The 12,759-nt window shown below is 66.2% G+C and carries 12 protein-coding genes; all 12 read right to left on the reverse strand.

Going from position 1 to position 12,759, the window contains the following annotated elements; genetic code table 11:
- Nucleotides 1-79: 79 nt before the first annotated feature.
- The 12 genes from H293_RS60560 to H293_RS0135965 all read right to left on the reverse strand — a co-directional run bounded on the left by H293_RS60560 (nucleotide 80) and on the right by H293_RS0135965 (nucleotide 12,698).
- Nucleotides 80-397 carry a hypothetical protein gene (locus H293_RS60560; protein ID WP_259294599.1) on the reverse strand — a complete coding sequence of 106 codons (318 nt, stop codon included), beginning with the start codon at nucleotides 395-397 and terminating at the stop codon, nucleotides 80-82.
- Entirely contained in the window at nucleotides 398-1,210 is an 813-nt protein-coding gene (locus H293_RS53040; RefSeq protein WP_020122644.1) for a WXG100 family type VII secretion target, read from the reverse strand.
- The gene (locus H293_RS0135905) at nucleotides 1,207-1,530 is read right to left on the reverse strand and encodes a hypothetical protein (RefSeq protein WP_020122645.1); all 324 of its coding nucleotides are present in this window, start codon (nucleotides 1,528-1,530) and stop codon (nucleotides 1,207-1,209) included. Before H293_RS0135905 ends, H293_RS53040 begins: the two co-directional genes overlap by 4 nt.
- Nucleotides 1,531-2,503: 973 nt before the next feature.
- Complete coding sequence (locus H293_RS0135915) at nucleotides 2,504-3,433, reverse strand: hypothetical protein (protein ID WP_259294600.1); 930 nt, start codon at nucleotides 3,431-3,433, stop codon at nucleotides 2,504-2,506.
- A gap of 140 nt (nucleotides 3,434-3,573) precedes the next feature.
- Nucleotides 3,574-4,248, reverse strand: a complete 675-nt coding sequence (locus H293_RS0135920) for a hypothetical protein (protein WP_158694485.1) — start codon at nucleotides 4,246-4,248, stop codon at nucleotides 3,574-3,576.
- Between the two features lie 11 nt (nucleotides 4,249-4,259).
- Complete coding sequence (locus H293_RS0135925; RefSeq protein WP_020122649.1) at nucleotides 4,260-6,518, reverse strand: hypothetical protein; 2,259 nt, start codon at nucleotides 6,516-6,518, stop codon at nucleotides 4,260-4,262.
- 96 nt (nucleotides 6,519-6,614) lie between these two features.
- A complete protein-coding gene (locus H293_RS0135930) occupies nucleotides 6,615-7,055 on the reverse strand; it encodes a hypothetical protein (protein WP_199790238.1) in 441 nt (146 codons plus the stop codon).
- 719 nt (nucleotides 7,056-7,774) lie between these two features.
- Entirely contained in the window at nucleotides 7,775-9,112 is a 1,338-nt protein-coding gene (locus H293_RS50645) for a S8 family serine peptidase (protein WP_078612766.1), read from the reverse strand.
- 94 nt (nucleotides 9,113-9,206) lie between these two features.
- The gene (locus H293_RS0135950; RefSeq protein WP_028808493.1) at nucleotides 9,207-10,616 is read right to left on the reverse strand and encodes a hypothetical protein; all 1,410 of its coding nucleotides are present in this window, start codon (nucleotides 10,614-10,616) and stop codon (nucleotides 9,207-9,209) included.
- A 39-nt stretch (nucleotides 10,617-10,655) separates the two neighbouring features.
- The gene (locus H293_RS0135955; protein WP_020122655.1) at nucleotides 10,656-10,970 is read right to left on the reverse strand and encodes a WXG100 family type VII secretion target; all 315 of its coding nucleotides are present in this window, start codon (nucleotides 10,968-10,970) and stop codon (nucleotides 10,656-10,658) included.
- A gap of 5 nt (nucleotides 10,971-10,975) precedes the next feature.
- Nucleotides 10,976-12,271, reverse strand: coding sequence for a type VII secretion-associated serine protease mycosin (gene mycP / locus H293_RS0135960; RefSeq protein WP_028808494.1), 1,296 nt, complete (start codon nucleotides 12,269-12,271; stop codon nucleotides 10,976-10,978).
- A gap of 133 nt (nucleotides 12,272-12,404) precedes the next feature.
- Nucleotides 12,405-12,698 carry a WXG100 family type VII secretion target gene (locus tag H293_RS0135965; RefSeq protein ID WP_007385065.1) on the reverse strand — a complete coding sequence of 98 codons (294 nt, stop codon included), beginning with the start codon at nucleotides 12,696-12,698 and terminating at the stop codon, nucleotides 12,405-12,407.
- Between the last annotated feature and the right edge of the window lie 61 nt (nucleotides 12,699-12,759).

Genomic DNA, 12,759 nt, shown 5'->3' on the forward strand with positions numbered 1-12,759 from the left:
CTCCCGCAGCGAAGGGAGAGACTCGTAGGGCTGACGTCGGCTGCACTGTTCGCGCCCTTGTCCAGGGTCCATTCACTGCTCACCCGAACGCTCCATACCTCTGCGGATCAGGCCGTCTCCGCAGGTCGCCGGCGTCCTCTCCCGCGTCCCTCTTTGCGTCAGCGACCGTGCCGGGCCTGTCCTTTCCCTCTTCGGCGTTGGGGTTGCCGTTGACCACCCCGTCGACGTCCTTGGAGATGTTGCCTCCTGCTCCCAGTCCGAAGCTGATGGGAGCATTCATGGCCACGTCCCCTACGAGTTGGTGCGCCGAGGAGAGCGTTCGGCCGTCCACGGCTCGGTGGACGGCAACGCTCCCGGAGCCCCCCGTGAGTCCTCCGGCCACAGCTCCGAGGGCCATCTAAGAGGCATCGAACCGGTCCCGACTGTGCAAATTGTTCAGGGTGTCGCCGACGACGGACGAGAGGGCCCCCACGGCCGCGCCGTCGGCGGCGTTCGCCCACACACCTCCACCCAGCCGCTGTGCCAACAAGCCGGCCCCGAACGTCCCGCCCAGCGCTCCCACCGCTCCGTTGACGGCGTTGTTGGTTAGCTCGGCGTCCTTGCCCATGGCCAGGTTGGTCGCGATCCCCGTGCCAGTCCCCGCACCCCACTGCACGCCCAGCTCGACGGCGAGCCGCAACGGCCCGCTGCCCCTCACCAGCCCTCGCATGTACCGGAACAAACGAGCGGCACTGCCAAGCAGCCGCCCCAACCTCGACGCGGCAGTCCCCGCCTGCGCAGCCAGCCGTACGGCATTGGCGGCCCCGGCCGCCGCCGAGAAACCAACCGTGACGAAGGAAAGCGCGACGGACGCAGCGATCGATACGCCGATCTCAAGGTAGATCTGATGAATCTCGTCATTGATCTCCTCGATATGGTCGGCAGCCTCCTCAAGCCCTCGCGCCGCCTGCTCGAAAAGGGGCACGGTCTCCTCGACCGCTCGTCCGACCTTCTCCCAATACTCATGGAAGGCCTGGGCCGACTCCCCCCGCCAATGCTCACCGAGAACGCCCCGCACCCTCCGGTCGAGCCCCCCGTACGCCTCCTCCAGCTCCTCCCCCATCGTGCGCCACCCCTTGGCCGCCGCACGCAGCACATCGGGACGGCCGCCGGGATTCACCACCTCGATCCCGGCTTCGTAGACCTTCTCGGCGACGCTCTCCTCGCTCAACTCCTGCCACCCTTGAACAGCTCGGCGAGAGCGTCGTCCGCCGCAGCGGAATTCCTCGCGTTGTGCTTGACGGCCCGGCTCAACCCGTCGAAGTGCCGAGCCAGGTTCCCCAACGATTCGACCATCCCCGCGGCCAACTCGACGTAGGCCGAGGTGACCTCTTCGGACTCCGTCAGAACCCCGAACCCGTCATGGATCTGCTCCGCCCCCGTCGTCCCCTCAAATGCCCTGACCGCACTCGCCAGGTCATAGGCCCGCGTCTCGAACGCGCCGGCCAGTTTCGTCATTTCCTGCGGATCTAAGTAGAAGTCACCAGACATGCGCCACTCCGTACACCCATCCCTCGCGGCCTTTGACGTGCACTTCCGCAACCTCGCGCAGGCCGAAGAGTCACGTACCAGCACCCGATGGAGGGACGGCGTCAACTTGCGTGCTGGAATCGCCAGGTGATCAGCGTTGCGGCGTCTGCCCGGCCGAGCCCGATACTGGTCGCGCCCGTCCGGCACACCTCCACCGGATGCCACCCTCACCTCCGCCCGCGCCCGATGGACGGACCCGATGAAGGGCTACCCGGTACCCGCACGTTTCGACGCCCTCGCCCACAACGGCACCCGACACGTGGTGGCGGCCGACGGGGGCGACCGCTTCGACGCACTGGTCAAGGTCCGCGAGCAGATCGAACGGCAGGCTGGCTCCTCGGCGTCAGGGCTCTCGCCACGACGCCTGGCTCTCCGGCGCATGCCGTGGCATGGGCGGCTTCCTCGTCTGCCATCTCACACCCGGCGTCCTCCCCACCCGAGCCGACCTCATCCAAACCTTCCCTGCGGCGGCGATCGACCCGTACTTCGACGCGGACGGCGCTGTCCCGCCGTACGGAATCGTGGGCGGCTGGTCCGTCGACGAAGCCGGTCAGCTCGACGCCTTCCGGCACAGCCTGAACTGTCGCCCCTCCCGGTGGCGTTGGACTTCCCCGCTCCCCCCACGTCCTTGGACGCCGCCATGCAGAAGGCCGTCACCGGCTACGCGGGCGAGGAGAAACCACCGTCCGCCCAGGCTCATGCTCTTCGCCCAGGAGGGACCGCAGGGCCTGTACACGGTCACCGTGAACGACGGCAGCCGATACGTCCCCGCCCGCACCCACTCCACCCACGCCCCGACTCCTGGCACCAGCTGCTTCACGCGCCAGGCCACCAACTGGCCGCCGCAGGCGTTCCGGTGCGGCTCAATCCGGGGCATCGCATCAGCCTGGCGATTCCTGCGGAGGCGTTCAGGCAATTGAGCTCGCGCTGACGCCTACGGCCTTGTCTGTCCAGTGAACGCCGCCGGCTTCCGGCACCCGTGACGGGTGGCCGACTGCTCGGCGAAGTGCTCCAGATCCGCCTGCTCCTCCTTGGTGAGCGGATCCGAGGTGAACTCGCGGTCGCTGCCCTCGATCGGTGAAGCGTGGTAGTAGCCGACGCCCGAGGCACCCTGGCAAGTGGAGGAGGTCCAGACGGTGTACGTGTCGGTTCCCGAAGGGGTGGCGTGGCCGCCGTACCTGCCATTGACCACAGCCTGGGAAGCGTCACTGAAGGGCCCGTATGCGGCGGCCAGTTGGAGTCCGCCGACAAGCACGCACTCTTCGGCCGGTGACGTTCCGGCGGCGGTTTCGATCACCGTCACCGCTGATGTCATCCCCTTGCAGGTCCCTGTGGCATCGTTCGCCGGCACGGACCTGGCGGCAGCAGCGGGTGCGGTGAGCTTGCTCGAATCTCCCGGTTCCGTCGAACAACCCGTCTTCTCTGCGGCGCGCTGGGCCGCTCCGGTGACCGCACGGGCAAGCTCGAGCCGGACATCCTGCGTCACCTCGCCGCCGTAGGGCGACTCGGCGGCCACGAGGATTCCGCTGCCCCGTTCCGGCGTCCAGTTCTTGCAACTGAGCAGAACCGATGCGGTGGCCTCTTTCTCCTCAGTGACCATGAAACCTTGCCACCCCGCGTCCAGAGGGACGGGGAGGGCGTCCTGGTCCCGTTGGAAGGAATAGAAGCCGTATGCGTTGTGGGCGCCGGACGCTGTCCCGATCGAGACGACGACACCGTTGACATCGCACGTCGTCGCCAGGCCGGACGGCTCTGTCACATCGCTGGAGACGTCGAACTGCCTGCTGGAGGTGTGGAATCCCAGACCGAGCAGAGAGAGTTTCGACTTCCCCGCGAGGTCCAGCACCGGGTCGACCACGAGCATCCCGGCGCACGCCCGCGCGGTCTTGGCGGCCGGGTACTGAAGCTGGAATCCGTAGTACCCGGCTCCCAGAACCGCCAGCGTCAGCACGGAGCGGAGCAGCCGACGTCGCCCGTGCCTTCGGAGCCACGCAGGCTGATCGGTCACGAGCCGAAGGAGGGCGACTGATCGACCGTGGTGAGGGGCTTCAGACACCCGGCATCGAGGACGGAGTGGTTGGCCAGGCGGGAGGCGATGGCCGCGATGGTGAGGCGTTGGCTGTCCGTGTCGCCGCCCGAGGCGCCAGGAGACGTGACCGAGACGCTGAGGTGGGCGGTCGCACCGCCCTCCAACTTGCAGGGGATGTAGAGGGCCGCGCTTGAGTCACCGGACAGCGCCGCAGCCTCTTGGCCACCGGCGGCCGTGATACTCAGGGGCTTCGTCTTCCCCGACAGACGGCCTCGCTCCTTGAGGTCGTCTTGCCATGCCTGGGCGCCGACGGTGGTGAGCCGGACCCGTGCGTCGAGTTGCGTCTTCTCGTCGCCGTCGATCGCGCAGTCCAACCGGTAGGCGTCGCCCGCTCCGGACTCGGTGAACTCGGTAGCGGTGACCCGTCTGCCGGTGAAGGTGGTCTGCTCGATGAAGCCCATGTCGACGGTGGAGAGAATGCCACCGCAGTCAGCGGCGACACCCGTACCGCGGAACGGGATGAAGCGGTCACCGATGACTGTTCCCGCGGCCAGGCAGAGCACCGCGAGCAAGCCGACGGTCAGGCGTTTCCGAAGAGCGGAGCTCGTGCGCACGGGGACCTCGGGTGTGGGGTGAGTAGGGTCGGTCACGGGCTGGCCTCTCAATTTCCCAGGCCGGACGTATCGGCATCCAGGTCACCGGCGAAGTCGTCCAGGTTGTCCTTGGCGTTTCCGTGGCCGCTGTTGAGCCCCTTGCTCACCGCGGTGTCCACCTGTTCCTGGTTCAGTCCGGTCTCGGCACGCTCGTTCGCGAGCATCGCGGCGTCGCTGGTGACCGCCATGAAGGACCTCTTGCGATCCTCGACCTCGCCACCCGTGCTGTAGACGACTTCCCCGAGCGAGTCCCTGGAGGCACCGGAAACCATCGAGTCGATCACCTGACCGCTGACCCATTCGGCTGCGGCGCCAGCCACGGCACCGCCTGCCGGAGAGGCGATGGTGGCGGTACCCGCGCCGATACCTATACCGACACCGGTCTTCGCCCAGTCCCCCGCTGCCTCGATACGACTGTTGAACACCGCGTCGTCCGCGACCTTTTCGTGGATGACCGCGTCCTTGCGGGCGGTGCCGATGATGCCCTCGATCTCCGCCGAGTTCGTGCTGATCTTCTCGATTTTCTCGGTCGCCGAGATGTCGTAGGCATCCGGATGCTCAAGGTGATACTGCATCAGTGAGCTGGTGTACTGCGTCTGCCCGTAGTTGATCGCCGCGTATCCGTCCGGATCCTGGCCGACCGTGTAGAGGAACCGCGTGACGTCACGTTCGCTCTTGTCGCTGATGGTCGCCGGTGCGCTGTCACCCTCGGGGTAGAGCTTGTCCAGGCCCTTCTCGTCGTTGGCCAGGGCGCGATTGATGTCGGGCATGTACTCGGCGGACATGCGGCCGAGGCTGTCGTTCATTCCCTCGTGGGCGAGATCGGGATGCTGGGACACATCCGAGATGATCTTCGAGGTGAGTTCGGCCTGATCGGTGGTGTGCTTCGGAAGCGGGTTCGGGATCGGGGCGTCGTACGCGTGGCCGGTCGTGGCCGATTCCAAGGCGTGACCGAGGTTGTTGTAGCCGTTCGGGTTCTTGTCGTCGCCCGTGTAGCCGGCGCCCTCGGGCCAGTGCCGGTCCTTCATCAAGTAGTCGTAGTGGTCGACCTTTTCGCCGTTGACGGTGGTTTCCGAGCCGAAGAACTCGGTGGACGCCTCCGGGTTGTGTCCCAACGCGTCCATGTACCCCGCCATCGGGTCGAGCGCCCCGATATTGGTCGTGCCCAGCGTCCGCGGGTACCCCCAGTAGGCGTCGGGGTTCTGACCGGCGTTGGCGCCGTTCTTCTCCGCCGTGATCAGGGCGTCGCCGTAGTCCTGGAGGAAGTCCTTGTCCCACTTGCCCTCGCTCATCAGGCTGCTGGTGAGCTGGTAGCCGCTGAGGCCGTACGGCGACTCGGTGGGATTGGCGTTGAAGTCGCGCTGGCCGGCCTTGAGCAGGTCGTTCTGGAACTTGGTGATCTCGGGGGCGGGGCCGCCCTTGCGGTGGTCGTCCGAGGTGGTCGCCGTACCGATAGTGGTGCCCAAGTTCGCCTTGAGCTGCTTGAGTTGGGCCAGCTGCTCCTTGGAGAGCGTGGTACCGGCCGGCGGGCTCACGAGCTCGTTGTACTTGCTCAGCATGTTCTCGCCGCCGGTCTTGACCGCGAAGTCCCTTGAGAACTCCGGGTCGTTCTTGTTGGCGGAGAGAAGCATGTTGAGCTTGGTGATCTCGGCGTCGGAGAGCCGGCCCTTCTTGTTCATCAGGGCGGCCGCCTGGTCGGCTTCGACGGAGTCGAGCGTGGTGTAGACGCTGGTGTTGAAGGACTGGCTGTCGCCGTTGGCGTCGCGTTCCAGGGCCGAACTGGCGGCCTCGTCGGCGGCGGTGGCCACCTCCAGGACACGCGTCAGCCGGGAGACGAGCGAGTCCAGCTTCTTCTTGCGTTCCTCGGCCAGGCCCGGCGAGGCGGAGGCCGTGGGGCTGTCCTGTCGCGGGTCCACGTCCTCGACGCGGCCGTCGTCGTAGACCTTGTAATGGTCGTTGCGGGCCTCGTCCAGCAGGGCGTGCAACTGCTTTTGGGAGGCCCCGAATTCACCGTGCGCGTCCAGCAGCAGCTTGGCTATGCGCTCCGCCTCGGTGGCGGCGTTCTCGTACTCCGTACGGGCCTTGCCCATCGTGACGAAGGCGGCATCGGCCGCCTCCCCGTCCCAGTGACCCTTCAGGTGGTTGACGACCCGCTGCTCGAACTCCCGCTGCAACGACTCGTACTTGGCAGGCAGGGCCTTCCAGGAAGCGGCGGCATCAGCCAGCGGGGCGAGATCGGCCTTGTCGAGGTAGGGGATGGACACCATGTGCGACTGCTCCTTGTGAGGGGGTTCAGGTCCGACTGTCCGACTCGACGGGCTCACCCGGGCACGGCGCTACGGCGGCGGCCCGGTGGGCCCGACTCACCCAAAGGGGGTGATCGAGTGCTGGCGGGCCTGTTCCTCCTGCTCGGTGCGGGTGTAGTGACCGGTGGTGGTGTGGAGCTTGTCGCTGATCTCCTGGAGCAGGCTCTTGAGGTTGATGACCTGCGACCCCCAGCGGACGTCCATCGTCACCAGGGAACCGGCGGTGGCCCAGGAGCCCGCCTCGGCCATACCCCCGGCACTGTGCTTGTTCAGCCCACGGGAAGCGCTCAGGCAGTCGTCGTCGGCACCCTTGTCGACGTTCTCGGTGTCACCACGCAGCTCGACGAGCGCGTTGGCGGCCTCGTCGAGGCGCTGGGTGTCGACGTTGGTACCGCCGCCCCCTCCGCCGCCCCCTCCGCCGCCGCCGTCCGCGGGCACGGAGTTCAGCCGCGTCCGAGTGGATCCGCTGTGCTGCGGCGCATCGAAGGGAGTACTCATCCCTTGTCCCATCCCCGTGGTGAAAGTGGTGGGCATGCCCGGTCCGTTCACTCGCCTACGGCTTCCCTTGCTTCCGTACGACGTGCGGTGCCCACTTCGGCCAGGTCGTGCGCCCGGCACCGTAGGCAAGGACATGCCAATCAAGCAGGCCGAACATACCGGATCTTCCTTTGCGTGGACCACTGTTCACCGCACCGTGAGACGCGAGGAGGAGGCGGCGGACGCGAACGCGGACGGCTCGACGGGCAGTTGCCATTTCGGCTGACTCGACGAACTTGTACCCACGGTAGGCCGCCTCGGCACCGCGCGAGACCCACGAGGTGGGGTCGATGAACGTCTTGCCGTTCTCACCCAGCTTCACGGCGTCGGCCAGACCCGGGATCTTTCCCAGCGGAGTGTGGTCGATGATCTTCGGAAAGACCCGCATTCGCCGAGTTGCGCGCTCAGCCGAGCAGGCGAATTTTGCCCGTTGGCCTCCCGGGCCGTACCCAGGGATGCATATCTTCAATTCCACGAAAACAGTTGCCTGAGCGCCGCCGAGCAAATTACCGTACGCCGAAATCGCTGCTCTGGCTCTACGGGAGACGGAAGAGACCGCTCACACCGGATATCTGGGTCCGGTTTTCTATCGGTAGCCAACAATGGGGGGCGCAACGACAGTCGCGGTCGTTGCGCCCCCACAGTTCCCGTTCAGATCTACTCCGGAGCGGGCCTTCGAATTACTGCTGCGGCGGCCACTGGCCGTGAGGAGGCGTGGACTGCTGCTGGTACGGGTTTTGCTGCGGTGCAATCTGCTGCTGGTACGGGTTCTGGTGCGGTGGTGCGGGCTGCTGGCCATAGTTCGGATAGCTGCCCGGCCCGCCAGGACCGCCGTTGTTGTTCTTGTTGCGTCGAGACAGCTTCACGATCAGAAGAACGATGAGACCGATCACGATCAGGGCGACAACGCCGAGGACGGCGAAGAAGAGCATTTGCTTCTGGTCTGCCTTTTTCTGTTCAGTAGCGGAACCGGAGTCGGACGTGTTGGCACTTGCAGCAGCAGAAGGGCTATCAGACCCCTGAACCGCAAGCGGTCCGAACTTCGAGCCTGCCGGAATGTCCCCAGTTAGCGCGGCAAGCGGACGGATGGCGCCGTAGCCGTACTTTTCATCAGGGACGGAGAGTCCCTTGGCGGAGGCGGGCAGAACCGCGGTCTTGACGAGCCGGTTCGCGACCTGACCCGCCGTGAGATCAGGGAACTTCGACCGCAGCAACGCCGCCGCAGCGGAGACAAACGCCGTCGAGTCCGACGTACCGTCACCGATCCGTAGCCTGTTTCCGGGGGCTCCCGCCGTCACGATACGCGTAGCAGGAGCGGTAAGCATAACCTCAGGGCCATAGTTCGAATTTACCCAGTACTTACCAGACTTATCCACGCCACCGACGGCCACGACACCAGAAGCATTTGCGGGAAATGGAAGGTCAGGCCCAATTCCATCATTCCCTGCCCCTGCCACAATCAACACGTTCTTGTTGAGTGCATAATTGATCGCCGAAAGGTCCGCAGGCGACGCGCTATTCTCATACTGCGTATTCACGAGCGTCATGGAGATGTTGATGATCATCGCTCCGTGATCAACCGCATAGCGGATCTCATCGGAAAAGCCAGATCCGTCGTCAAGATTCACGCGAATAGGAAGGATTTTAGCCTCTGGCGCAAGGCCCATTACGCCATCGGCCCCGCCTGCACCGTGGCCATGCCCAGCGATAATGGAGGCCATTCCCGTGCCATGATCGTCATCCACCGGAGACGCATCATTGTCGCCATCGATAAAGTCCTTGCCTTGGAGCACATTGCCCGCAAGGTCTTGATGCTCGGCGTTCACTCCGTCGTCGATGACTGCGACCGTTACGCCTTTACCCTTCGAGATCTTCCAGACGGATTCGGCTTGAAGCGCGTCCAGTGCCCACTGATCACGTCTCGTCTGGTCGGCGGAAGCAGCAGGGGCTGCAGCAAGGATCAGCGCGACAGTCAGCGCCATGGCACCCAATGCGTGCGCCGTTCGCTTCAAGACCATTCCGTCTTCCTTATCCCGTTACTGAACGTGGGCGTGGCTCAGAAGCCACGCCCACGCATCCTGTCACGTGCCGGTGAGCACCGACTGTAGGCGACTACTCAATGACTCGAGGAGCCACGTTCGTCTGCGGAGTCCAGGTTTCCTCGTCCTCGACCAGGTAGTCGGGACGCTCGCCCTCGTGCTGCTCGTCTTCCTTGCGACGGCCAGTGCGCGAACCGGGGGCGCCTGCGATGCCGCCCTTACGGACAGCGCTGGCTCCCTTTCCTGCGGCACCGCGGCTGCTGTGCAGCCCTGAGCCACCAGCAGTGCCCCTGCCCGCGCCCGCACCGGACTTGGGTGTGCCACCGACTACACCTCCACGAGCCGTACCTCCGACGCGGCCAGCTACGCCCTTGGCGGCCCCCGCGCCACCCACGCCGCCAGCACCAGCGCCCGCACGACCACCTGCCATACCCGCGGTGCCGCTGGCGCGGCCGACAATGCCACCACGAGCGGCGCCAGCTCCTGCCGCCCCGCCTACCGCGCCGCCGACGAAGCCTGCACCACCGCCCACGCCGCCACCGCCAGCAGTTCCGCCACCGACCGTCCCAATGCCGCCAGTAGAAGGTGCACCGGTTCGGCCACCGGCAACCCCGTCAATCGCAGTACCAACCTGAGGTTGCGGGGTGGTGGGCTTGTGCGCGCCACCCGTAATACCCGAGGGTGGCGCCACAGACTTCGACGCGGCAATCGAGCTGACCTGGCCCGTGCGAGCCATACCTGTCGTAGCCGGCCGCGGACTTCCAGTCGCGGTTGCAGCAGGTACGACTACGGGCGCCGGCGCGACGCCACCCGGCTCGCCGGGGTAATCCTCCCTGTCATTGATTACGTTGCCCTTGCGCCACGACCCCATCTCCGCAGCCCGACTGTTATAAGCCGCCCCCAACGCCTCCATCTTCACAGCCATCCGCAGCTGCGCCTCGCGCCCCTCGGACAGGCTGCCCGCGTTGCCGTCGAGGGCCTCCTGGGAGCCGGCGCCGCTCTTGAGGGCGTTGTTCGCGCCCGAGTCGTCGCGGTCGCCCATGTTGCCGATGTAGTCGAGCGCGCTGGAGACCTTGCCCGGCTTCTCCATGGCGAGGACCTCGGGCTTGATCTTCTCAAGCTGTACGGCGGCGCCCTTCAGGGACGTCGACGTGTGCGTGGCGTACTTGGAGCTGTCGGTGATCTTCTTGCTGATCACCTGGGCCCGCTCCCTGAACAGGTCCGCGCTCTGTCCTTCCCAGTGGGCCAGAACGTGCTCTACCGCGGCGTCAAGGCTTTCCTTGATGCCGCCGGGCCCGACCAGATCCTTGCTGAGCGCTTCCCAGGCCGTTGCGACCCTGTGCACGGTCGTCGGGTCGGCGTCACGGACCATGTCCTTCATCTGGTCCATGTCGTAGTTGAGCCCGAACGGCGTGGTGTGCTTCGCCGCGATGCACTGGTTCGTCTCGACGTACTCGAAGTCGTCGATGCCCTTGTCGCCCATGTCTACAGCCCCCTCGATTCCCCGTAGCAGGACATCCCGTTACTTCCTGTTGAACGCCGCATAGTTCTCCGCCTCAGCGTCGCTGAACGCGTCATGCGTCCTCTTCGTCTTCTTCCCGAAGTCGTCCAGCACGTCTTCCAGGTGCGCGACGATCTCGTAGAGACGCTCCTTCATCGCTTCGTGGGCGTCGTACAGCGCCTTCGCCTCACCGAAGCCCGTCCCCAACGCGCCCTGTGGCAGGTACGTGTTGCCCATGCAGCTCGACTTCGACGTCGTCATGTCCCTGATGACGCCGTTGAGCTTGGTGATCGTCCCCTCGATCTCACTCAGATCGACCTTGTACTGCTCAGCCATAATGCTCAGCTCCCCGTTGACTCCACGTTGTTACCCACACCCTGCTTGCGCCGCCAGTCGCTCAGGACCCGGCCGCCCCCGAACAGAAGCAACACCAACGCGAACCCGGCCGCGAGGACGTACAGCGCGTACCGTTCCGTCCGTTGCTGCTCGGACTCGCCGAGGACCAGTGTCGCGGCCTGGACGTTGGCGGAGTCGCCCGCGGGGCCCGCCGTGTCCGGCTTCGGACCGTCGGCCGAGGGCGTCGTCGTGTCGTCGTTGACCGCGGCTGCCGGGTCGATGACACCCCAGCCCACGAAGTCGTCGCGGCCCGCCTTGGTCCGGTCCGCCGTCTGCTCGATCTGGGTGATGACCTGCTTGTAGTTCCAGTCCGGGTGCTTGGCGCGGATCAGGGCCGCGACACCCGAGACGTACGGCGCCGCGAAACTCGTGCCCTGGTCGACGCAGTTGCCACCCACCGGCACGGTCGAGACCATGTCGATGCCAGGCGCCGCGACGCCCACGAACGGGCCGGACTGGGAGAAGGGGGCGCGGGCGTTGTTGCGGTCGGAAGCGGCGACCGCGAGCACGCCCGGATACGCCGCCGGGAACGTCTCCTTGACCTTGCCGTCCGCCCCGTCGTTGCCGGCCGCGGCGACGATCAGGGCGTCCTGGTCCTGCGCATACTTGACGGCCTGCCGGAAGGCGGCGTCGACGACCGGGTCCATCTTCGAGGCGGTGTCCTGCGAGATGTTGATGACCTTGGCGCCGGCGTCGGCCGCGTACTTGATCGCCTTCATCATCGTGCCGACGTTGCCGCTGCCCTTGTCGTCGTTCTGCCGGATCGGGATGATCGTCGCTTCGGGCGCGAGGCCGACGAAACCGGTGCCGTCGAGCTTCCTGGCCGCGATGATCCCCGCGACCTTGGTGCCGTGGCCCACCGTGGGGTCGGTCTTGCCGGTGCCGCCCTTGTGCAGGTAGTCCGTGCCGTTGGCGACCGCGCCCTTGAGCTGCGCGTTGACGGTGTCGACGCCGGTGTCGATCACGGCGACCTTGACGCCCTTGCCCTTGGTGTCCTGCCACAGCTGGTCCAGGACCACACGCTGCAGCGACCAGGGCGTTCCCTTGATGATGTCGGACGGGAACGAGCAGCTGGTGTCGTCGACCTGGAAGCGCACGTCGTCGTCGGTCAAGGTGGTCCGCACGCGCTCGGCGGCGGCGCTCGGTGTGGCCCCCGCCAAGGGCAGCCCACAGGCCAGAACCGCCACGACGGCGGTGCCTGCGGCGCTCCGACGCGCGACGCGCGATGCCCCGGATCCCACTGTCTTACGTCCTCCCGTTTTGTTCCTGCGTGGGACGCGTGAACCCGCTATGAGCGGAAAAGTCCATACGTCCCGTGAACCGCCGATGGGGGCGGATGCGCGACAGCGCATCCGCCCCCATCAAGCGGTCACGTCAGCCGCCCCAGATCTGGGCGTTCTTCGACTCGGTCGCCTGGTAGTTCTGGGCGGCGCTGTCGAGCGCCTTGGCGATGGCCTCCAGCGTCTGCTGCATGGAGGCGGCACGCTGGTCCCACTCGGCCTGCTTGGCGCGGTAGGACTCCTGCGCCGAGCCTTCCCAGCTGGCGGAGATGCGCTTGACGCCGCTCTCCAGCTCGTCAAGCTGCGTACGGATCTTGCCCGCAGTGCTGCGGACGTCCTGCGCGGCCTGGGAGATCGTGGCGAAATTTACAAGAATCTGCCCGGACATCTCTTCTATGTCTCCTCAGATGTTTGGATGGTCGGTCACGGACGTGCGCCGCGGCGCACGG

This window comes from Streptomyces canus 299MFChir4.1, from assembly GCF_000383615.1.
Classification (GTDB): Bacteria; Actinomycetota; Actinomycetes; order Streptomycetales; family Streptomycetaceae; genus Streptomyces; species Streptomyces canus_C.

What these genes read in the sequence shown, in the direction of transcription:
- H293_RS0135905 (WP_020122645.1), bottom strand. Translation starts at nt 1,530, where the DNA reads ATGTCTGGTGACTTCTACTTAGATCCGCAGGAAATGACGAAACTGGCC.
- H293_RS50645 (WP_078612766.1), bottom strand. Translation starts at nt 9,112, where the DNA reads ATGGTCTTGAAGCGAACGGCGCACGCATTGGGTGCCATGGCGCTGACT.
- H293_RS0135955 (WP_020122655.1), bottom strand. Translation starts at nt 10,970, where the DNA reads ATGGCTGAGCAGTACAAGGTCGATCTGAGTGAGATCGAGGGGACGATC.
- H293_RS0135950 (WP_028808493.1), bottom strand. Translation starts at nt 10,616, where the DNA reads ATGGGCGACAAGGGCATCGACGACTTCGAGTACGTCGAGACGAACCAG.
- H293_RS0135925 (WP_020122649.1), bottom strand. Translation starts at nt 6,518, where the DNA reads ATGGTGTCCATCCCCTACCTCGACAAGGCCGATCTCGCCCCGCTGGCT.
- H293_RS0135930 (WP_199790238.1), bottom strand. Translation starts at nt 7,055, where the DNA reads ATGAGTACTCCCTTCGATGCGCCGCAGCACAGCGGATCCACTCGGACG.
- H293_RS60560 (WP_259294599.1), bottom strand. Translation starts at nt 397, where the DNA reads ATGGCCCTCGGAGCTGTGGCCGGAGGACTCACGGGGGGCTCCGGGAGC.
- H293_RS0135915 (WP_259294600.1), bottom strand. Translation starts at nt 3,433, where the DNA reads ATGCTCGTGGTCGACCCGGTGCTGGACCTCGCGGGGAAGTCGAAACTC.
- H293_RS0135965 (WP_007385065.1), bottom strand. Translation starts at nt 12,698, where the DNA reads ATGTCCGGGCAGATTCTTGTAAATTTCGCCACGATCTCCCAGGCCGCG.